This window comes from Pseudomonas sp. TE6283, from assembly GCF_054060555.1.
In genome coordinates this window covers 188395-207229 of the sequence record NZ_JBSSDH010000007.1, presented here as the reverse complement: position 1 = coordinate 207229, position 18835 = coordinate 188395, and the positions used below count along the sequence as shown (strand labels likewise).

20 protein-coding genes are annotated in these 18835 nt (G+C 63.0%); 13 read left to right on the top strand and 7 right to left on the bottom strand.

Features of this window, described 5'->3' with window-relative positions; all coding sequences use genetic code 11:
* The first annotated feature begins 4 nt into the window (after window positions 1-4).
* Genes ACVWZ5_RS12545 through ACVWZ5_RS12535 form a run of 3 tightly spaced genes read left to right on the top strand, consistent with a single transcriptional unit; the run spans window position 5 to window position 3218 of the window.
* Window positions 5-1378, top strand: coding sequence for an acetyl-CoA carboxylase biotin carboxylase subunit (locus ACVWZ5_RS12545; RefSeq protein ID WP_457340647.1), 1374 nt, complete (start codon window positions 5-7; stop codon window positions 1376-1378).
* On the top strand, window positions 1375-2247 hold the full coding sequence (locus tag ACVWZ5_RS12540) for a 5-oxoprolinase subunit B family protein (protein ID WP_062574284.1): 873 nt from the start codon (window positions 1375-1377) through the stop codon (window positions 2245-2247). The genes ACVWZ5_RS12545 and ACVWZ5_RS12540 overlap by 4 nt, the downstream gene beginning before the upstream one ends.
* Entirely contained in the window at window positions 2244-3218 is a 975-nt protein-coding gene (locus ACVWZ5_RS12535) for a 5-oxoprolinase subunit C family protein (RefSeq protein ID WP_062574283.1), read from the top strand. The genes ACVWZ5_RS12540 and ACVWZ5_RS12535 overlap by 4 nt, the downstream gene beginning before the upstream one ends.
* Before the next feature lie 76 nt (window positions 3219-3294).
* On the opposite strand, the gene ACVWZ5_RS12530 is transcribed toward ACVWZ5_RS12535, so the two are convergent.
* Entirely contained in the window at window positions 3295-3852 is a 558-nt protein-coding gene (locus tag ACVWZ5_RS12530; RefSeq protein ID WP_062574282.1) for a GNAT family N-acetyltransferase, read from the bottom strand.
* Between the two features lie 263 nt (window positions 3853-4115).
* On the opposite strand from ACVWZ5_RS12530, the gene ACVWZ5_RS12525 reads away from it, so the two are divergent.
* Window positions 4116-4418, top strand: a complete 303-nt coding sequence (locus tag ACVWZ5_RS12525) for a hypothetical protein (protein WP_457340646.1) — start codon at window positions 4116-4118, stop codon at window positions 4416-4418.
* A gap of 204 nt (window positions 4419-4622) precedes the next feature.
* Here the strand turns inward: ACVWZ5_RS12525 and ACVWZ5_RS12520 are convergent, their stop codons facing one another.
* Window positions 4623-5537 carry a LysR family transcriptional regulator gene (locus tag ACVWZ5_RS12520; protein WP_457340645.1) on the bottom strand — a complete coding sequence of 305 codons (915 nt, stop codon included), beginning with the start codon at window positions 5535-5537 and terminating at the stop codon, window positions 4623-4625.
* 140 nt (window positions 5538-5677) lie between these two features.
* Here ACVWZ5_RS12520 and ACVWZ5_RS12515 point away from each other — a divergent pair, with 140 nt between their 5' ends.
* Both ACVWZ5_RS12515 and ACVWZ5_RS12510 read left to right on the top strand, forming a co-directional pair.
* Window positions 5678-6073: a RidA family protein gene (locus ACVWZ5_RS12515; protein WP_062574280.1), complete on the top strand. Its 396-nt coding sequence runs from the start codon at window positions 5678-5680 to the stop codon at window positions 6071-6073.
* Between the two features lie 166 nt (window positions 6074-6239).
* The gene (locus ACVWZ5_RS12510; RefSeq protein ID WP_062574279.1) at window positions 6240-6962 is read left to right on the top strand and encodes a tellurite resistance TerB family protein; all 723 of its coding nucleotides are present in this window, start codon (window positions 6240-6242) and stop codon (window positions 6960-6962) included.
* Window positions 6963-7264: 302 nt separating this feature from the next.
* Here the strand turns inward: ACVWZ5_RS12510 and ACVWZ5_RS12505 are convergent, their stop codons facing one another.
* Window positions 7265-7507: a hypothetical protein gene (locus ACVWZ5_RS12505; RefSeq protein ID WP_062574278.1), complete on the bottom strand. Its 243-nt coding sequence runs from the start codon at window positions 7505-7507 to the stop codon at window positions 7265-7267.
* 615 nt (window positions 7508-8122) lie between these two features.
* On the opposite strand from ACVWZ5_RS12505, the gene ACVWZ5_RS12500 reads away from it, so the two are divergent.
* The 4 genes from ACVWZ5_RS12500 to ACVWZ5_RS12485 all read left to right on the top strand — a co-directional run bounded on the left by ACVWZ5_RS12500 (window position 8123) and on the right by ACVWZ5_RS12485 (window position 9798).
* Window positions 8123-8623, top strand: coding sequence for a hypothetical protein (locus tag ACVWZ5_RS12500; RefSeq protein WP_457340644.1), 501 nt, complete (start codon window positions 8123-8125; stop codon window positions 8621-8623).
* A gap of 12 nt (window positions 8624-8635) precedes the next feature.
* Window positions 8636-8878: a hypothetical protein gene (locus tag ACVWZ5_RS12495; RefSeq protein ID WP_050706051.1), complete on the top strand. Its 243-nt coding sequence runs from the start codon at window positions 8636-8638 to the stop codon at window positions 8876-8878.
* A gap of 230 nt (window positions 8879-9108) precedes the next feature.
* Window positions 9109-9366: a hypothetical protein gene (locus ACVWZ5_RS12490; RefSeq protein WP_457340660.1), complete on the top strand. Its 258-nt coding sequence runs from the start codon at window positions 9109-9111 to the stop codon at window positions 9364-9366.
* Window positions 9367-9510: 144 nt separating this feature from the next.
* The gene (locus ACVWZ5_RS12485) at window positions 9511-9798 is read left to right on the top strand and encodes a DUF3077 domain-containing protein (RefSeq protein WP_457340643.1); all 288 of its coding nucleotides are present in this window, start codon (window positions 9511-9513) and stop codon (window positions 9796-9798) included.
* A 45-nt stretch (window positions 9799-9843) separates the two neighbouring features.
* Here ACVWZ5_RS12485 and ACVWZ5_RS12480 read toward each other — a convergent pair whose 3' ends face one another.
* The 4 genes from ACVWZ5_RS12480 to ACVWZ5_RS12465 all read right to left on the bottom strand — a co-directional run bounded on the left by ACVWZ5_RS12480 (window position 9844) and on the right by ACVWZ5_RS12465 (window position 14586).
* The gene (locus ACVWZ5_RS12480; RefSeq protein WP_186599823.1) at window positions 9844-12327 is read right to left on the bottom strand and encodes a TonB-dependent siderophore receptor; all 2484 of its coding nucleotides are present in this window, start codon (window positions 12325-12327) and stop codon (window positions 9844-9846) included.
* Window positions 12328-12437: 110 nt separating this feature from the next.
* Entirely contained in the window at window positions 12438-13373 is a 936-nt protein-coding gene (locus ACVWZ5_RS12475; RefSeq protein ID WP_457340642.1) for a FecR domain-containing protein, read from the bottom strand.
* Between the two features lie 10 nt (window positions 13374-13383).
* Window positions 13384-13884 (bottom strand): sigma-70 family RNA polymerase sigma factor, encoded by a 501-nt coding sequence (locus ACVWZ5_RS12470; RefSeq protein ID WP_457340641.1) that lies wholly within the window; start codon window positions 13882-13884, stop codon window positions 13384-13386.
* Between the two features lie 129 nt (window positions 13885-14013).
* Window positions 14014-14586 carry a LuxR C-terminal-related transcriptional regulator gene (locus ACVWZ5_RS12465; RefSeq protein WP_028690779.1) on the bottom strand — a complete coding sequence of 191 codons (573 nt, stop codon included), beginning with the start codon at window positions 14584-14586 and terminating at the stop codon, window positions 14014-14016.
* A gap of 141 nt (window positions 14587-14727) precedes the next feature.
* Here ACVWZ5_RS12465 and ACVWZ5_RS12460 point away from each other — a divergent pair, with 141 nt between their 5' ends.
* The 3 genes from ACVWZ5_RS12460 to ACVWZ5_RS12450 are packed head-to-tail and all read left to right on the top strand — an operon-like array spanning window position 14728 to window position 18830.
* On the top strand, window positions 14728-15906 hold the full coding sequence (locus ACVWZ5_RS12460; protein WP_096049992.1) for an acetyl-CoA acetyltransferase: 1179 nt from the start codon (window positions 14728-14730) through the stop codon (window positions 15904-15906).
* Window positions 15907-15908: 2 nt separating this feature from the next.
* Entirely contained in the window at window positions 15909-17450 is a 1542-nt protein-coding gene (locus ACVWZ5_RS12455) for a class I adenylate-forming enzyme family protein (RefSeq protein ID WP_301140756.1), read from the top strand.
* A 42-nt stretch (window positions 17451-17492) separates the two neighbouring features.
* Window positions 17493-18830 (top strand): MFS transporter, encoded by a 1338-nt coding sequence (locus tag ACVWZ5_RS12450; protein ID WP_051555681.1) that lies wholly within the window; start codon window positions 17493-17495, stop codon window positions 18828-18830.
* Window positions 18831-18835: the final 5 nt, after the last annotated feature.

Below are 18835 nucleotides of genomic sequence, written 5' to 3'. Positions count from 1 at the left end.
AACCATGACTCAAGGCATTGGTAAACTGCTGATCGCCAACCGTGGCGAGATCGCCGTGCGGATCATCCGTGCCGCGAAAGCGCTCGGGATTCCAACCGTGGCGGCGTGCAGCGAAGCAGACACCGACACCCAGGCCGCGCGCATGGCCGACGAAGTACACATCCTTGGCCCGGCCCGCGCTGACAAGAGCTACCTCAATGTCGAGGCCTTGCTCGGTGCCCTGAAGGCCACCGGGGCCACCGCGGTGCACCCTGGTTACGGCTTTCTTTCGGAAAACGCCGAATTCGCCGAAGCGGTACTTGCGGCTGGCGCGATTTTCGTCGGCCCAAGCCCCGAGACCATCCGCCGCATGGGTGACAAGGCCGAAGCCCGGCGCACCGCACAGGCGGCGGGCGTGCCGGTGGTGCCGGGTTCTGCCGATGAACTGTTCGATGTGGAGTCGGCGGTCGAGGCCGCCAAATCCGTCGGTTTCCCGTTGCTGATCAAGGCCTCGGCCGGAGGCGGTGGACGCGGCATTCGTCTGGCGGAAAACCTGCAACAGTTGCGCGAAGAATTCCCTCGTTCCCAGCGCGAAGCCCAGGCCGCTTTTGGCAATGGCGCGGTGTATCTGGAGCGCTTCATCGGCAAGGCCCGGCATATCGAAGTGCAGGTGCTGGGCGACGGCAAGCAGGCGGTGCACCTGTTCGAGCGCGAATGTTCGCTGCAACGCCGCCGCCAGAAGATCTTCGAAGAAGCACCGTCACCGATCCTCGATGCCCAGCAGCGCGAGGCCCTGTGCGCGAGCGCCGTGCGCCTGACCGAGGCGCTGGGATACAAGGGCGCCGGCACCCTTGAGTATCTGTACGATGACGCCACCGGCGAGTTTTTCTTCATCGAGATGAACACACGGATCCAGGTAGAACACCCGGTCAGCGAGCTGATCACCGGTATCGATCTGGTCCAGGCCATGCTGCGCATTGCCGGTGGCGAGCCACTGGGACTCAAGCAGAGCGATATCGCGATCAACGGCGCGGCCCTGCAGATGCGCCTGAACGCCGAAGACCCCGCGCGGGATTTCTTCCCAAGCCCAGGGCTTGTGCAAGCGCTGAACTGGCCACAAGGCGAGGGCGTGCGTGTCGACAGCCATCTGTATGAAGGCTACCGGGTACCGCCATACTATGACTCGCTGCTGGCCAAGCTGATTGTTCATGGCCGTGACCGCGCCGAAGCCCTGGCCCGCGCGCGACTGGCGGTCGAGCAGACCACGCTCACCGGCATGGCCAGCACCTTGTCGTTGCATGGGGAACTGCTGGAGCAACCCTGGTTGCACACCGCCGATTTCCACACCGGCACGTTGGAAACCTGGCTGGCCGAGCGCCGCAGTGGAGGTGCAGCATGAGCAGTCCGATTCGCTACAGCTTTGGCGCCGACGAACATCTGTTTGCCGAAGTCAGCGACAGCATGTCCCTTGAGGCCTTCTTCAAGGGCATGGCGGTCACCCGCGCGGTGGAGCGTCTGGCCCTCGATGGCGTGCTCGACGTGTGCTTGGCCAACGCCTCGTTCCAGATCCGCTTTGACCCGGATCGCATCGCGCCGGCAGATCTGCTTGAAGCAGTGAAGGGGGCCGAGGCCCAGGCCGTGGCCGAGCGCACCCTGCACACCCGGATCATCGAGATCCCGGTGCTCTACAACGATCCCTGGACCCACGAAACCCTGATGCGCTTTCGCGACCGCCACCAGGACCCGAATGCCACGGACCTGGAGTACGCCGCGCGCATCAATGGCTTGGCCGACGTCGAGGCGTTCATCGCCGCCCACAGTGGCGCGCCGTGGTTCGTTTCGATGGTGGGCTTCGTCGCGGGCCTGCCGTTCATGTTCCAGATGGTCGAGCGCGAACGGCAATTGCAGGTGCCCAAGTACCTGCGACCGCGTACCGACACGCCGAAACTGACCCTGGGCCATGGCGGCTGCTTCGGTTGCATTTATTCGGTACGTGGCGCCGGTGGCTACCAGATGTTTGGCGTCACCCCGGCACCGATCTACGACCCGCAGCAGACTCTGGCGTACCTGAAGGAACACATGGTGTTCTTCCGTCCCGGCGACATCGTGCAGTTCAAGCCCATGGACCGCGATGCCTATGACCACGCCGTGGCCGAGGTCGAAGCCGGGCGTTTTGATCTGCGCATCCGTCCAGTGGAGTTCTCGCTCGATGCGTTCCTCGCCGACCCGATCGGTTATCCCAAGTCGCTGCAGGAGGTGCTGGCATGATCAAGGTGCTCAAACCCGGTCTGGCCACCTCGGTGCAGGACCTCGGCCGCGAGGGCTACTACCACCTGGGTATCCCGCCTTCCGGGGCGCTGGACCAGTACGCCCTGAGCGCGGCCAACCAGTTGGTGGGCAACCCGGCCAATTCGGCGGCGCTGGAATGCACCTTGCTGGGGCCGGAGCTGGAATTTCAGCAGGACGCCCTGGTAGCGGTATGTGGTGCGCAGATGACGCCGAAGGTCGATGGCGTGGACATGCACTTGGACACCGCCTTCGAAGTGAAGGCCGGACAAGTGCTGCGTTTCGACTTCCCCAAGGCTGGCGCGCGGGCTTATCTGGCGGTGGCCGGCGGTATCGATGTGCCGGTGGTGCTCGGCAGTCGTTCCACCTACGCGCTGGGGGCGCTGGGTGGTTTTCAGGGGCGCAGGCTGGTGATGGGTGATGAACTGCCGATCGGCACCGCCAGCGGCAAGGGGTGTGTCGGGGCGAGCCTGCCCATGGCGTTGCGACAGTCGCTGGGAGGGGAGATCACCCTACGGGTGGTGCCGGGGCTGTACTACGATCGCCTGACCCTGGCGGCGGCGGACAGCTTTTTCGCCGAAGCCTGGACCGTCGGCTCGGAGGCAGATCGCATCGGCTATCGCTTCAAGGGTGGCAGCCCGCTGAGCTTCCAGCCTCGCGAGCAGCCGTTCGGCGCCGGCTCCGATCCTTCGAACATCGTCGACAGCTGCTACCCGATCGGCTCGATCCAGGTGCCGGCAGGGCTCGAGCCGATCATCCTGCACCGCGATGCGGTGTCCGGTGGCGGCTACGCGATGATCGGCACGGTGATCAGCGCCGACCTCGACCTGGTCGGCCAGATGCAACCCAACCAGAAGGCCCGCTTCGTTGCGGTGACGCTGGAAGAGGCGTTGCAAGCCCGACGTTCCTATAAGAAAAAGCTCAGCTGTCTGAGCAAGCTGTTCCCTTCCTGAAAAGCCAAAAAGGCAAGCCAACGCCGCACTTCGGTGCGGGGGCGGCTGCCCGCGCTTCAACCTCTGACGTAAAGAATTAGCGACTGGCAGTCGATCTTTCTAACCAGTCAGCACGAGTCATCTCCCATATTTCGACCTCCATCCGTCCAGATACGAAATCTCCTGCCTGCACGTCTACCAAGCGCATACCCTCATGTGTCGAGACCTTGCGAGATGCGTCATTGGCAACAGCTTTGGGAACCTGCATGACCGGACGCGACAGTGTCTCGAACCAATAGGCATTGATAATCCGGCATGCCTCGCGCATGTAGCCCTTCCCCCACCACTGTGGTGCGAGCCAGAAGCCCCTGTTGTTTCCAGGCTGATCATACAAACTGATGCTACCCAGGGTGCAGCTAGCATCGTCGCGCATGCGGATCATCCAGTGCCATTCACGACCTGCTGCCATTGCAGGCAGGGCGATATCTCGGACATAGATCAGCGCCCCGTCTTCTGGATACGGCCATGGGACACGACGATCCAGATAGCGAACCACCTCCCAGCAGGGGAACAGCTCCTGAATAATGGGTGAATCCTCTAACTGAAGGGGGGTGAGAACCAGCCGGTCAGTGATAAGCGTCGAAAGACAGTCCATGACATTCGTTCCCGGGCATCCCTGTGAGACGTTGATTATCTGTACCGGGCTGGATTGTGTCGACCGCTGCTGGCTGTTATCTGTGCTCCGGCAGGGGCAGCTATGGGGCGAGAGCAGTTATCCGTGTCTGGCTGCTTTCGACCCATAGCTGCCTCTCGCGAAAAGCAGCAATCGGCCAGAAACTGCCAGTTATGGCAGACACAAATCGATCTAAAGCAGCCCTGTGGAATGGAAAGCCCACAGTAAATAAGGTGACCGAGGTCATGCCACAACCTACGAATTATTTTTTTGCGAATGTAAGAAAAATCAACGAATTTTGTCCTGGCGTCACCTCGCTCGTGATTTTTGGCCTAGAAGTCGAAGACGATGACCCGGTATATCTTGAGATCCGCTTTGAGGACTACGAAGCGCTCCAGATTGAAGGCGACCACTTAATGCTTGGATTAGAAGAGGCAATGGAAAGCGCCGAGCTTGAGTACGGTATTTTGCGTAGCGATTGGCGAGAAATGAGTGAGATGGAAATTCAGCGAATTCCGTTTTTTGTTGGTGGAGTACCTGTCAAGTGATTCGACCGCTTTGAGTCTACAGGTGTCATTCGCAAGCGTCTGCCTCTGGCCGATTTCGGCCCTTCGTGAAGGGCAGCTTCGGGTCGGAAGCGGCCGGTCACGAAATGCCGCTAACGACCCATAGTTGGCCTCTGCCGCACTGTCAGAAAACGGGCAACAGCGGAAATTCGGAGTGCCTGGTCCTGGAGCGGCCTTGCACCTGTTTCAGCCAATCACTGGCGCATGCTCGGCCATCAATTCGATTATCCAGTCGATAAATACCCGCACCTTGGCGCTGACATGGCGATTCGGCGGGAAAGCCAGGTACATCGGCATTGGCGACATATGCCACTCTTCAAACAGCGGCAGTAGCTCCCCACTGTTAAGGTGCGGTTTGGCCATGTACTGCGGCAGCCAGAGCATCCCCAGGCCAGCCAGACCGGCGGCAAGGTACGCATTGCCGTCATCGACCGTCAGTTGCGGACGGGGCTGGACCTCTATGCGCTCCTCACCTCGCTGCATCACGTAGGGCAAGGTTTTGCCTGTTCGAAACCAGAGAAAGCCGATGGTTTTGTGCTGGCCTTCCTCTAACTCACGCGGGTGTGCCGGTGTCCCGAAGCGCTGCAAGTACCCGGGCGTGGCATAGATACCGAGTTTCAAATCGCCCACATGCCTTGCCACCAGGGACTGATCGGTGATCTCGCCGCCACGTACCACGCAGTCGATGTTTTCACCAATGATGTCGACGATGCGATCACTCACGCCCACGGTCAGCTGGATTTCCGGATAACGTGCAAAGAATTCCGGCAAGGCGGGTATGAGCAGCATTCGCGCCAGCGGGCTGGGGACATCCACCCGCAACCGTCCGCGCGGCGTCATCAAGGCGCTGGACAAGCTGGTCTCGGCGTCGTCCATGTCTGCCAGTAACCGGACCACGCGTTCGTAGTAGGCCGCGCCGTCGGCGGTGACATTGACCTTGCGTGTGGTGCGGTTGAGCAGCCGCACGCGCAGCCTCGCTTCCAGTTGCTGAATGAGCTGCGTCACGGTGGTCTTGCTCATGTGCAAGGTGGCGGCTGCCTTGGTGAAACTGCCGGTTTCCACCACTCGGGCAAACGCCTGCATCGCATCGAATCGGTCCATTCCACGCCTCGTTCGCACCTGGATTGTTTGGATTATACAAACAGTCCTGGCCAGAGCTGCCCGTTTATCCAGGTAAGTAGCCTTTTTAAAGTGGCCTCACCGTAGACAACGGGCTGCGATAGCCCAGAACGAGGTAGGTAATGTCCAGTAATCGTGATGTCGTTTTCCCACCCGATCGCCATGCTTTGTACGAGTTGCACCGCTACTCGCCGGCGATTCGCTCCAACGGTTTTCTGTTCGTATCCGGTCAGGTCGGCAGCCGCAAGGATGGTTCGGCCGAGCCGGACCTCGCAGCGCAGGTTCGCCTGGCCTTCGCCAACCTTAACGCGATCCTCGCCGAGGCCGGCAGTAGTTTCGAGGATGTGGTTGATACGACCATCTTCATGGTCGACCCCGACTCGAAATTCGAAACCATCTGGGAAGTGGCGGCTGAGTATTGGGGCGAAGCGCCTTATCCCACGGTGACCGCTCTTGGCGTGACCTGGCTGTCCGGCTTCGACTTCGAGATCAAGGTGATCGCGAAACTGCCGCAATAGAGGCGGTCTAAGCCCTGCTTCCGGTTCAAATCGCAGGGCGCGTTCATGCTATTTCGCCGCACTCGGTCGGCCCCCGGTTACCCGTCGGCCAGACGGTAATGGCGGTTTGCTTTGAGGGGACTATCGTTGCTTGTCTGGGCAACGACTACCGACCGAGGGCGGTGCCATGAACACGAGTGATCTGCTGGAACAGTTGCTTCGGGCCGGGCAGGGTTCGCAAGCGCAACAAGGGCGCGGCGGCATGTCATCGCAAGACGGCCTGGGCGGCTTGGGCGGCTTGTTGGGAGGGCTGCTTGGCGGCGGCAGTACCGCAGGTGGCAGTGGTGGCCTTGGTGGTTTACTGGGCGGCATTTTGGGTGGCAGCGGTGGCAACGCTGGCGCTTCCACTCAGGGACGCTCTGCTGGCGGCGTCAATTACGCAGCTCTGGCGTCATTGGGCATGATGGCGTTCCAGGCTTATCAAAGCTGGCAACGTAGCCAGGCGGCCGCGCCGCAACAGGCGGTGCGTACCGTGGATCAATTGTCTGGCCCCGAGGCCGAGGATCACAGCCATGCGATCTTGCGTGCGCTGATCGCGGCAGCCAAGGCTGACGGTCGCATCGACCCGCAGGAAGAACAATTGATCTACGCCGAAATCAAACGTCACACCAGCGACCCGCAACTGCAGCAATGGCTGGATGAGGAAGTCAGCAAACCACTGGATGCTGTCGAGGTGGCGCAGTCGGCCCAAGACCCGGGCATGGCTGCGGAAATGTACCTGGCCAGTGTGATGCTGGTGGATGACCAACAGGACGCGGAGCGGGCCTACCTTGATGAATTGGCCAGTGCGTTGGGGATCGATCCGACGTTGCAGGTGCATCTGGAACAGCAGGCGAAGGGGGCCGCTTGACCTGACTGAGATGCCTGCGCAGCTGATCAACCTGTAGCCAGCGCAGGCTAGGTCCGAGAGATTGCGCGCACACCCGGGCTATTCGTTTCGATCCGAGGCGGACATTGCTCCAAGACCGTGTTTTCAACGCAAGCCTGATTGTTGGACCGCGTGGGAGCGGGCTGGCCCCGCGATCACCGGCAATGCCGGTGCCATACGCCGCATCGCGGGGCAAGCCCGCTCCCACGTTGGTAATGCTTGTAACGTTGTTCCCTGCAAGCCCATAGGGCCCGGCGATCTCCTACAGGAACCTGACCTGGGCTTCAACCCACCTCCGTGAACCGCCGCCGCGTCATGAACAGCACCGCGCCCAACGGCACGGCCAGGAGCGCCAGCAGCTCCAGGTCAAAGCCCAGCACCTGCTGCTGGTCGAAATTGAAGATGCCGACCAGGCCCGCCGCCAACATCGCCACGCCCAGCCACTTACGTAAGGGGTATGGTTTCAGAAACCGAACGAGGAGTGCGCCCAGTACCAGAAGGATGGCAGCCTGCATGATGTAGGGCATATGCACCTTCTCAGACCTGATGACCAAAAGTGGGGGAATCTCTACAAGCTCTGGGTGAGATGTAAACCGTCTTTTTTGGGGCTGGGTAGACGGGCAGGGGAGAGATCCCGTATCGCGTCCTACAGGGATTAATCAGATTTTCCCTATTTCGAGTAGTCCGTTTCCGAAGCATGCTCTACCCGCTTTTACGCCATCCAACCTAGGTCTAGCCTTGCCTTGCTGGGTCGCTACAAAAAAGTAGCGACCGGGTCTGCAAGCCCGAGCGGGACATCTAGATCAGCACCACCCATTGCCATTGGTCTCAAGGCATTGGCCGTGCATCACGGTGGCTGCGTACGGGTGGCCTTCGGGTCAGTCGGGCTTGCTCTAGTTGCCCCGGTCTTGCAGGCCCGTACGTGGCCGCCACCCCTTCGTTTGCAAGCGATGAGTTGCGGGCTGATCAGCGTAAACTAGAGGGTTTCAACATGAAGATTTTCCCCGACCCATGAGTTTCGGCTTCTTGCTATGCAGCCATTTCGCGGCACAAGACCGCTTCTAAAGGGATCGTGTCAACTTTCAACTGCATCTGGATGCCCGACTGTTCAGAATCTCCGCTTATTTTGTAAGGAAGCGTTAATGAACTTTGAAGGGACACACCAGTACATGGGCAACCACGGGATCGTGTTCAACATTTCGCAGATCACCCTCACCGACAGTGACCGCGGTCGCTTGCGCGAGCTGCATTTTGGCGAAGCAAAGCATGCCCATTACCAAGTTACCAGCAAAGTCGTAGAGGTGTACGACAAGATGCAGGCCAAAAACCTGCCCTGCGTGATGATGGTAGGTATTTCCAAACCGCTGACCCGTCAACAAGCAGACACCCTCAATGCCCAGCGCACCAGCATTGCTAACCTGGCGCTCTCCGCTTTCGGTGGTGCTGCCCGTGCTGTGGGCAGTCTGGCCGGGCCAGTAGCAGGGCTTGCCGCCGGTACTGCTGTAGGTATGGGCGTGCGCTCTTACGTTAATGACGTCTTACCCACCTACCATGCTGGTGACGTAGTCGTGAGCATTCAGGCTCAGGTAAGTGGTGGGATTGGCCCGCAGCGTACTGCCGAATCACTTATCATCAGGGCTTGAGAGGAGGTGCACATGTCCGAATTTACGCAGGCAGTCATCTTCGTTGCACTGGCTTTTCTATTTGAACGGTTCATGAGGCCATACTTGCTGCGTAAGTGGCTAGGCGTTGCGTTGGTCATTGCTGGACTGATTGGTTGTGTTGCGCTGAGCCAGACTCGTTTGCAGAGCTTTGACCTGGGATTGATGTCTGCCCTTGCAGTGCCGCTCGGCATAGGGTTGTTCCTGAGCAGACGACGATTTGAGGGGCGAAAGTAGGATCCTGGAGCGGCCTTGCACCTGTTTCGCCCGGTCTGCAAGCCTGCGCGGTATTAGGGTCTGTACGAAATGTGTCTGTGCGAAGGCCAGACAAGGCGAAACGGGGGGAGGAACGGCCGGGTTATCGCTCGATGTTCCCCGGACTTGCAGACCCGCACGTAGCCGCCACCCATCCTCCTGCAGGTGAATGGGTGTCTGGTTGATCATTCATGAACGTCGAGTATGAAGTCATGTTGAAGATCGTCCCGGATCCACCCCCGTCCACCGAATCCCCCCATCTCCTCGAGGACACCCTCGTTCAGGCCACCGAGTACGTCATGTGCGCACTGGCCGTCGCCCATCAGTCGTTCAGCCACCTGCCAAAATCACCGGCCACTCTGGTGATGCTGACGATGATGCACGAGCTTGATGCCACCCGCACGCTGCTGGAGTCGGCTCTGGCTCAAGTCCAGATGAGTGCGCGACCGCCGTCATACACATTGCACTGATAGAGCTGCCACAGGCCCCAGGTTCCGCGCCGCAATCAAAATTGCCGGGGCCGCTGCGCAGCCCTTTCGCGGCGCAAGGCCGCTTCTACAGGGGGTAGCTAAATCAATGAGTCACGGTTTGTTCTACGAGAGAGGATTTCGCAAATGGACAACGAAACCCCAGCAGACCACGGCCAGCTCGGCTGGACCGTTGGCACCTGCACCTGCCTGGAAGGCGCCACCAAAGGTACGCGCCTGTTCCGTGTCGAGCCCGGCAACTGCGCAAGCCACGCCATGGAGCAGGCTTGCGTGCTGCTCGACAGCGCCCGCCGGGCTTCCTTCATTGGTGTGATGGACAACGAACCGGTGCTGGTCTGGGCATCGCACTACCTGAGCGATATGGCCAAGGCCTTGATGGATGATGCGCATATGGGGATGCTGAAAAGGGTGTGAAACGGGCAGGGGCGGTTTCGACTGCGCCGCCCCATCTTGCACCCGTCAGAAACTCCCCTTGAGTGTCACCATGAAGTTGCGCGGCTCACCATAGTAGTTACCCCAGCCAGTAGCCCCCACGGTCGAGTAATAACGCTTGTCCAGCAGGTTGTTGCCATTCAACGCCAGGCTCCAGTGCTCGTCGAGGCGGTACTGCACGCGGCCGCTCCACAAGGTGTAGCCCGCTTGCTCGATGCTCAGGTTGCCCTGGCGGCGGAAGTTGTCGCTCTGGCTGGAAACCCCGGCACCGACGGTCCAGCGCTCGAGCGCGCCGTCCAACTGGTAGTCGCCCCAGACCTTGAGCATGTGCCGCGGAATGAAGCTGGAGCTGAAGGTCAGCTCGGTCGGGTCGGTCTGGTTGATGGTGTTCAGGTACTTGGTCTGGGTGTAGGTGTAGCCCGCCAGCAACTGCAGGCGTTCGATGGGCGAGCCGCTGACCTCGGCCTCGAAGCCCTGGGCGCGGACCTTGCCGCTGTCGGTGTAGCAGTACTGGTCGCCCGAGCCCAGGCAGGTATCGGCGAAGTCGGTTTCGGCGCGGTGCTCCTCGACCGTGCGGAACAGGTTGAAGGCGGTGTTCAGCGCACCGCCGAACAGCTCCCCCTTGATACCCAGCTCGTAGTTGGCGCCGGTCTTGGGTTGCAGGGCCTGGCCCTGGGCATTCACCAGGTTGCTCTGCGGTTGGAAGATGTCGGCGTAGCTAGCGTAGGCGGTCCACTCATCGTTGAGGTCGTAGAGCACGGCGGCGAAGGGCGTGACCTGGCCGTTTTCTTGGCTGCGGTTGTGTACCCAGTAGTCCCAGGCCTGGGTGTAGGAATCGCTCTTGTTACGGTACCAGCTCACCCGCGTACCGAGTACCAGGGTCAGTGGCTCGGCCAGCTTCAGGCGCACGGTGGCGTAGGTGCCGTACTGGGTCGTGGTGGAGTCGGTGGGGACGCTACCGCCGCGGCTGGGAGCGGTCAGGAACGCGTCCTTGGACGGATGGGGGAAGGCCGGGGAAGGATCGAACGGGTTCTGGGTACCGCTCAGGCCCATCAGCGCGAAGTAGTCGTGGGTCTTCTGCCGACTGGCGTTGGCGCCCACGATCAGCTCGTGCTCGAGGCCGAACGCCTCGAACTTGCCGTCGAGGTAGCTATCGAAGCCGTAGTCGTCCTGGTCGTAGTCGAACCGCCCGGCATAGCGGCGGATCCCGGCGCTGCCGGCGCCCACCGGCACCGCGCCCTCGGCGTAGCCGTACTCGATGTTCTGGTTGTTGTGGGTGTAGACCGAGGCAAAGTTCAGCGTCCAGTCGTCGTTGAAACGATGCTTGAGGTCGGCGAAGCCGGTGGTGCGCTGGCTTTGCTGGTCGTTCCAGCTGGCGCCCAGGCAGGTGGAGCGCGACAGCTTCAGGTCGCTGCCGTCGGCGTAGCGGGGCAGGCCGTGGTAGCAGGGCGAGGCGTCGACGTCTTCATAGGCAAGGCCCACGCCCAGGGTGGTGTCGGGCGTCACGTCCCAGTCGAGGGCGCCGTACAGCACCTGGTCCTGGCGCTTGGCGTTGTCGTAGAAGTACTGGCGGTCCTGCAGGGTCGCCACGGCGCGGCCGCGCACGGTGCCCGACTCGTTGAGCGGGCCGCCCACGTCCACCTGGCCACGGTAGTTGTCCCAGGTGCCGGCGGACAAGGTCAGCGTGGTGTGGGCCTTGTCCTGGCCGCGCTTGCGCACGAAGTTGACGCCGCCGGCGGAGGAGCCGGAGCCTTTCATCATGCCTGCGGCGCCCTTGAGGATCTCGACACGGTCGTAGAAGGCCATGTCGCTGGAAAAGCTGTTGGCCTGCACATAGTTGCCGCCCACATCCAGCGGCACGCCGTCGTACTGGTACTGGCCGTCGAGGTTGAAGCCACGGGAGTAGAAGTACTTGCCGCCCATGGGCGAGTCGTAGACGGTGATGCCAGGGGTCTTGTCCAGCACCTGTTCCAGGGTGTTGAGGTTCTGGTCGTCGAGCATCTTGCGGGTCATCACGGTGACCGACTGCGGCGTCTCCTTGAGGCTGTGCACACCTTTGCCGATGGTCACTGCGCGCGCCGCGTAGGACTGGGTGCCCTCGCTGGTGGCATCGAGGCGATTGGCGTCGATGGTCAACGGCCCCAGTTCCATCGCCGTTCCGTTGTCGGCCGGGACCAGCACATAGCCGCCGTTGCCCTGGCGCTGGGCTTGCAGCCCGCTGCTGGCGAGCAGGCGCAGCAGGCCTTCCTCGACCCTGTAGCTGCCGTCGAGCCCGGCGGTGCTGAGGTGGCGGGTCTGCTCGGTGTCGAACGAGATGGTTACCCCCGCCTGCACGCCGAACTGGGTGATCGCATTGCCCAGGGGGCCGGCGGCGATATGGTAGGTGTTCTGGCTGCTGGCCATGGCATCGACCGGCGCGAGCAGCGCGCAGGGCACGCTGGCGAGGGACAGGCCAAAGGCGAACCGGCGGACGGCCAGGCGCAGGCGGGCGGTGGGGTGGGGAGCGGGCATTGGGTGATCCTTGCGTGTCATGGCGGAAAGTCGCTGTCGTCGCGGCTTGTGTCATGGACGGACGAGAATCGAAATCAGCAAGATTGCGGAGAATTTTTTTCGCTCAGGGTTCAGGCAGGCTCCACGCTGACCCAGTAGCGGCTCAGGTAGCGCACCTTCACCGGCAGGGATTTGGGCAGGTTCGCCAGGGCGATATCAGTGTCATCGATGGCGAATGAGCCGGAGATACGCATGCCTTGGATGGACGGCGCGCAACGCAGTAGGCCAGGGCGGTAGCGGCCCAGTTCGGCGATGAAATCCCCCAGGCGCCAGTCGTTGACGCTGAGCATACCCTGGACCCAGGCCGCGGAATCAGCGGGCAGGGTCCGGGTACGGCCGATCACGTCGCGATCAAATCCGGCCTGCTGGCCGGCGTCCAGGCGCAACACTTGGTCGGGGTGGCGTTGCGGGCGTATCTCGACGGCGGACTGCAACACCCCGACCTGTGTCTGCTGCGCTGTTTGGCGCACATTGAACTGCGTGCCTAGCGCCCGCACGCTGCCGTTGTCGGTGTGCACGATGAACGGGCGGCGGGCGGCGTCACGGGCGGTACTGATAAGGATCTCGCCGCGATACAACTGGATCGCCCGCACCTGGGCGTCGAAGCGCACGTCAAGTGCGGTGTCGACGTTCAGCTCCAGTTGCGAACCGTCGTCCAGGCGCAGTGAGCGCCGCTCACCACTGCCGGTGCGCTGCTGGGCGAGCAGGGCGCGATAGGGCACCTGTTCGCTGGCCACCCAGGTACCGCCACCGACCACCAGCAGCAGTCCCAGTACCTTGAGCACTTCGCGGCGTTGCGCCTGAGCCGCGCCCAGGCCTGCCAGCGCAGCCTGGCGCGGCACCGTTGACCACTGGCGTTGGAGTTTCTCCACCCGCGCCCAGGCTTCGGCATGCGCGGGGCTTGCGGCCAGCCATGCCTGCCAGGCCTGGGTCCGGGCAGTGTCGGCATCACCGTCATTGAGCTGCACGTACCAGGTCGCGGCCGCTTCGAGTGTCTTCATATCCACAGCCCGGCCCTCAGCTCTCGACCACGAGCAGGCAGCGGGTCATGGCCCGTATCAGATGGTTCTTCACCGTGGTCACCGAGACGTCGAAGCGTTCGGCGACCGCCGCATAGGCCAGCCCTTCCAGTTGCACCGCGAGGAAGATGTCGCGGGTCCTGGGACCGAGTTCGTCGAGCAGTGCATCGACCGCTACCAGCATCTCGATGATCGACAGGCGAATCTCCGGCGACACTTCGACCAGCTCCGGGCGCAGGGCGAGGGCCTGCAGGTAGGCCTGCTCGATGGCGCGGCGACGAACCTTGTCGATCAGCAGCGCGCGGGCGATGGCGCTGAGGTAGCTGCGCGGCTCGCGAATGGGCGCCTGGTTGCGGGCGGTCATGACCCGCAGGAAGGTGTCGTGGGCCAGGTCGGACGCATCGGCGGCATTGCCCAGGCGCGCGCGCAACCAGCTTTTCAACCAGCCGTTGTTTTCGCTGTACAGCTGGTGTAGCGCCGAGCGGTCGAGCGTCGACATAAAGCGGGACTCACGATGTAAATGGTAATTGCTCGCATTGTCACGGGGTGGTGGGGGGATTGCAATAGTTGGGGTTGCAATGCAGCTCCAGTGGCTGCTGTGACGCACAAGCTGGTTCCTGGCCCTTGATCAGCTGATGAAAATAATCTTTGACACCAACTCCGCACTGTTCTTCGCCTGCAACTTCTTCATCAACCGTGCCCGATGCACTTCCACCGTCCGATGCGATATCCCCAGCTGCCGCGCCACTTCCTTGCAGGTCAGCCCGTTGACAATATGCAGCGAGATCTCCCGCTCCCGCGGCGTCAGTTGCACCGTCGGTGCCGGCTGTCGGTCGAGCCGTTCGAAATGCCAGATCATCAGCTTGAACGGATCGTCCACCGTCAGCGTGAAGCCCTGGGCCCTGGCCCAGAACACCTCGCCGTTGCGGTGCTGCATGAAGCGTTCGTCGGAGTAGAAAGCGCCCAGCCCGTTGCGCAGCCAGTGCTCGCTGCGTTCGCCGATGCTCTGGTAGTCGGCGTGGGAAGGATAGAGCAGCAAGGTCAGGTGCCCGCGCAGTTCTTCGCGGGTATAGCCAAACAGCCGGGCGAAGGCCTCGTTGCAGTCGAGCATGCGTCGGTGGCCGGTGATCAGCTGTGGCGCGGGTGAAACCTGGAACGCCAGGCGTTCCAGGTCCGGGGAGGCGTGGGTGGGTACGGTCATCAGGCTTCCTGCCTCGGTGCTTGGGGTCATGTCCCGTACGGCTCACTACTTACTCGCGTACGTAGTTGCCCCAACTAGCGTGGGATTCGGGTACTGCCACATTGTATGCAATACCCGCTTCAAGGACAGAAGAAAACCACCATGCTCCACGATTCCATCTCCATCGTCGCCGCCGCGCACAGTCCCTTCGGCCGCCTGGATGGCCTGAACCTCGAGGACCTGATCGTCCAGGTCACCCGCGATGCCCTGCAGGATGCGGCCATCGACGCCGCCGAGATCGACGCGCTGTTCCTCGGCCACTTCAACTCGGGCCTGGTGGCCGACGGCTTCCCGGCCTCGCTGATGCTGCAGGCCGATCCGCAACTGCGCTTCAAGCCCGCCACCCGCTGCGAGAACGCCTGCGCTTCGGGTTCGGCGGCGATCCAGGCCGGGATCAACGCAATCCGCAGCGGCGCCGCCGACCTGGTGCTGGTGGTCGGCGCGGAGAAGATGACCGGCAACAGCACGGTCGAGGTCACCCGGGCCCTGGCCGGCGCCGGCTACCAGAACGCCCTGGCGGAAGCCGGGCTGAGCTTCGCCCAGCTGTTCGGCCAGGTGGCGCAGCAGTATACCGAGCGCTACCACAGCCCGTTGGCATCGATGGCCGCCATCGCCGTGAAGAACCACGCCAATGCCATGGCCAACCCGTTGGCGCAGATGCACCGGGTGATGGACTTCGAACACTGCAACCAGGTGTCACCCAGCAACCCGCTGATCGCCGCGCCCCTGCGCCTGACCGACTGCTCGCTGATCAGCGACGGCGCGGCGGCGATCGTCCTGGCTTCGCCCGAGCGTGCCCGTTCGATGCGGCGCCAGGTGGCGATCCGCTCGATGGTCCAGGTCAACGACTTCCTGCCGCTGTCGCGCCGCGACATCCTCGCCTTCGAGGGGCCGCAACGGGCGATCCACGGGGCGCTGCGCGAGGCGGGGGTGACCCTGAACGACCTGAGTTTCGCCGAGGTGCACGATTGCTTCACCATCGCCGAACTGCTGATCTACGAGGCCATGGGCCTGGCGCCAAGGGGCGAAGGGCACCGGGCGTTGGACGACGGCACCGTGCGCCAGGGCGGGCGCTTGCCGGTGAACCTGTCCGGCGGGCTCAAGGCCAAGGGCCACCCGGTGGGCGCCACCGGGGTGTCGATGCATGCCCTGGGCTTCGCCCAGTTGACCGGCAAGCCCATCGGCCTGGGCGTGCCCAACGCCGAGTTCGGCCTGCTGTTCAACATGGGCGGCATGGCGGTGGCCAACTATGCCAGCGTGCTGCAAGCCGTCAGGGTCTGAGGATGAACATCGCTCATTGGCTGCATGATGCGGCCCAGCGCTGGCCCGAGCGTCCGGCGCTGTTCGAGGGGGCGCGCCAGGTCGCCGACTACCGGACGTTCGCCGCCCGGGTTCGGGCCCGGGCGCTGGCGCTGCGTCACGCCCATGGCATCGAACCGGGCGACCGGGTGGCGCTGCTGCTGAAGAACAGCTGTGCCTACCTGGAACTGCTCTACGCCATCTGGTGGAGCGGGGCGGTGGCGGTGCCGATCAACAGCAAGTTGCATGCCCTGGAAGCGGCCTGGATCGTCGGCAATGCCGGGGCCCGCCTGATCCATACCGACGAGGGCGAGGTCTTCGCCGGCGCGCCCCTGCCGGACGCTTGCCGTGAGCTCGCCGTGCCTGCCCTGGCTGCGCCCGGCGCGCTCGACAACGATGAACTGGCGCAGCCGCATCCGCGCCAGGACAGTGACCTGGCCTGGCTGTTCTATACCTCCGGCACCACGGGGCGGTCGAAGGGTGTGATGCTGTCCCATGGCAACCTGGTCGCCATGTCGCTGTGCTACCCGCTGGATGTCGACCCGGTGAGCGCCGGCGACGCCGTGGTCTATGCTGCGCCAATGTCCCATGGGGCCGGGTTGTACAACTTCATCCACGTGCGTTGCGGCGCCCGGCACGTGGTGCCGCTGTCCCGGGGCTTCCAGGCCGCCGAGCTGTTCGGCCTGGCGCAGACCCTGGGCCAGGTCAGCCTGTTCGCCGCGCCGACCATGGTCAAGCGCATGGTCGAGCAGGCCCGCCAGGAGGGTTATGACGGTGCGGGCATCAAGACCATCGTCTACGGCGGCGGCCCGATGTACCTGGCGGACCTCAGTGAGGCCCTGGACACCTTCGGCCCGCGCCTGGTGCAGATCTACGGCCAGGGCGAATGCCCGATGACCATCAGCGCGCTGTCGCGTGAGGCCATCGCCGACCGTGAGCACGCCGACTGGCCCGTCATCGCCGCCTCGGTTGGGCGGGCCCAGGCCTGTGTCGAGGTACGCGTGGTGGACGGCGCGGGCCAGCCGCTGGCGGCCGGCGAACCCGGCGAGATCAGCGTGCGCGGGCCAGTGGTGATGCAGGGTTACTGGGACAATCCGCAGGCCACCCAGGCGACCTTGGTGGACGGCTGGCTGCGCACCGGCGACATCGGTTTGCTCGACGAGCGCGGCTACCTGACCCTGACCGACCGCAGCAAGGACGTGATCATCTCAGGCGGCAGCAACATCTACCCGCGCGAAGTCGAGGAAGTGCTGATCCAGCATCCCGAGGTGTTCGAGGCCTGCGTGGTGGGGGAGGCCGACGCCGAGTGGGGCGAGTCGGTGGTGGCCTTCGTCGTGCCGCGCACGCCGGGCAGCCTCGATGCCCAGGTGCTCAACCAATGGTTCCTGGCGCGCATGGCATCGTTCAAGAAACCGAAGAAATACCTGTTCTGCGCCGAGCTGCCGAAGAACAGCTACGGCAAGATTCTCAAGACCCAGCTGCGCCATTGGCTGCAGAACCCCGACGGGGCGTTCGCCAGCCACTGACCCGCAACTTTCATGGAAAGCACCACGACAGGAGTTCCCGACATGGGCATGTCACCCGGCAACACCCAGCGCCAGCGGCGCCGCGCCTTTATCGGCGCCACCACCGGCCACTTGATCGAGTGGTACGACTACGGCGTCTACGGCTTCCTGGCCTTGTATATCGGCAAGGCCTTCTTCGTCTCCGACGACCCCACCAGCAGCCTGCTGGCGAGCTTCGCGGCCTTCGCCCTGAGCTTCTTCATCCGCCCGCTGGGCGGGTTGTTCTTCGGTCCGCTGGCGGACAAGATCGGCCGCCGCCGCACGCTGATCACGGTGCTGGTGATGATGGCCGGCTCTACCTTCCTGCTCGGTCTGCTGCCGACCTACGCCAGCATCGGCATCGCCGCACCGGTGATCCTGGTGCTGATCCGCTGCGTGCAGGGTTTCTCCGCCGGGGGGGAGATCGGCACCATCACCAGCTTCATCTCCGAGTACGCCGGCCCTGGTCGCCGCGGCTTCGCCACCTGCTGGCTGATGGTCACCGCGGTGCTTGGCCTGCTGCTGGGCGGCGCCGTGGCCAATGGCATGACCTGGGCGCTGGGCGCCGAACTGATGCAGGACTGGGGTTGGCGGATTCCGTTCCTGATTGCCGGCCCCCTGGGTTTCATTTCGCTGTACATTCGCCTCAAGCTCGAGGACAGCCCGGAGTTCCTCGCCCTGGTGGAAGCCGGGCAGACTTCCAAGGCGCCGCTGCGCGAGGTGTGGCAGTGGAAGCGCTCGATCGCCCTGGTGTTCTTCATCATCACCCTGCACAGCTCGATCTTCTACCTGGTGCTGACCTTCGCCTCGACCTACATGTCCAACACCTTGAAGTTCGACAGCGGCACCACCTTGCTCTACGTGTTCGTCGCCAGCCTGTCGGCGGCGCTGGTGATGCCATTCGGCGGCGCCTTTACCGACCGCTACGGGCGCAAGCCATTCCTGATGGTGATCGGTACACTGGCGACCCTGGCCATGTACTGGTTCTTCAAGACCGCGCCCGGCGCCACCCCGGCCACCTTGTTCTGGCCGTTGATGGCGGTGGCGATCTTGTTCGGGCTGTACGCTTCGTCGACCTACGCGCTGATGAGCGAGCTGCTGCCGACGCGCATCCGTTCCACCGGCATCGCCATGGCCTACAACATTCCGGTGGCGGTATTCGGCGGCAGCGCGCCGCTGATCTCCACCTGGCTGATCAAGGTGACCGGGGATATCACCGCGCCGTGGTATTTCTACGTGGGCACCGGCGTGGCGTCGCTGGTGGCGCTGGTGGTGTTGCGTCAGGAGGATTTCGTGGCCTGTAGCATTGATGCGCAACAGCGGGGCGGGGACGCCACGGGCCGATCCCCAGCCTTGAGCTGACACAC

Coding starts and splice junctions, on each gene's coding strand:
- ACVWZ5_RS12515 (WP_062574280.1), top strand. CDS start 5,678: ATGTCCAGTAATCGTGATGTCGTTTTCCCACCCGATCGCCATGCTTTG.
- ACVWZ5_RS12530 (WP_062574282.1), bottom strand. CDS start 3,852: ATGGACTGTCTTTCGACGCTTATCACTGACCGGCTGGTTCTCACCCCC.
- ACVWZ5_RS12495 (WP_050706051.1), top strand. CDS start 8,636: ATGTCCGAATTTACGCAGGCAGTCATCTTCGTTGCACTGGCTTTTCTA.
- ACVWZ5_RS12470 (WP_457340641.1), bottom strand. CDS start 13,884: ATGTCGACGCTCGACCGCTCGGCGCTACACCAGCTGTACAGCGAAAAC.
- ACVWZ5_RS12545 (WP_457340647.1), top strand. CDS start 5: ATGACTCAAGGCATTGGTAAACTGCTGATCGCCAACCGTGGCGAGATC.
- ACVWZ5_RS12455 (WP_301140756.1), top strand. CDS start 15,909: ATGAACATCGCTCATTGGCTGCATGATGCGGCCCAGCGCTGGCCCGAG.
- ACVWZ5_RS12505 (WP_062574278.1), bottom strand. CDS start 7,507: ATGCCCTACATCATGCAGGCTGCCATCCTTCTGGTACTGGGCGCACTC.
- ACVWZ5_RS12510 (WP_062574279.1), top strand. CDS start 6,240: ATGAACACGAGTGATCTGCTGGAACAGTTGCTTCGGGCCGGGCAGGGT.
- ACVWZ5_RS12465 (WP_028690779.1), bottom strand. CDS start 14,586: ATGACCGTACCCACCCACGCCTCCCCGGACCTGGAACGCCTGGCGTTC.
- ACVWZ5_RS12485 (WP_457340643.1), top strand. CDS start 9,511: ATGGACAACGAAACCCCAGCAGACCACGGCCAGCTCGGCTGGACCGTT.
- ACVWZ5_RS12490 (WP_457340660.1), top strand. CDS start 9,109: ATGTTGAAGATCGTCCCGGATCCACCCCCGTCCACCGAATCCCCCCAT.
- ACVWZ5_RS12480 (WP_186599823.1), bottom strand. CDS start 12,327: ATGCCCGCTCCCCACCCCACCGCCCGCCTGCGCCTGGCCGTCCGCCGG.
- ACVWZ5_RS12460 (WP_096049992.1), top strand. CDS start 14,728: ATGCTCCACGATTCCATCTCCATCGTCGCCGCCGCGCACAGTCCCTTC.
- ACVWZ5_RS12535 (WP_062574283.1), top strand. CDS start 2,244: ATGATCAAGGTGCTCAAACCCGGTCTGGCCACCTCGGTGCAGGACCTC.
- ACVWZ5_RS12500 (WP_457340644.1), top strand. CDS start 8,123: ATGAACTTTGAAGGGACACACCAGTACATGGGCAACCACGGGATCGTG.
- ACVWZ5_RS12525 (WP_457340646.1), top strand. CDS start 4,116: ATGCCACAACCTACGAATTATTTTTTTGCGAATGTAAGAAAAATCAAC.
- ACVWZ5_RS12450 (WP_051555681.1), top strand. CDS start 17,493: ATGGGCATGTCACCCGGCAACACCCAGCGCCAGCGGCGCCGCGCCTTT.
- ACVWZ5_RS12540 (WP_062574284.1), top strand. CDS start 1,375: ATGAGCAGTCCGATTCGCTACAGCTTTGGCGCCGACGAACATCTGTTT.
- ACVWZ5_RS12520 (WP_457340645.1), bottom strand. CDS start 5,537: ATGGACCGATTCGATGCGATGCAGGCGTTTGCCCGAGTGGTGGAAACC.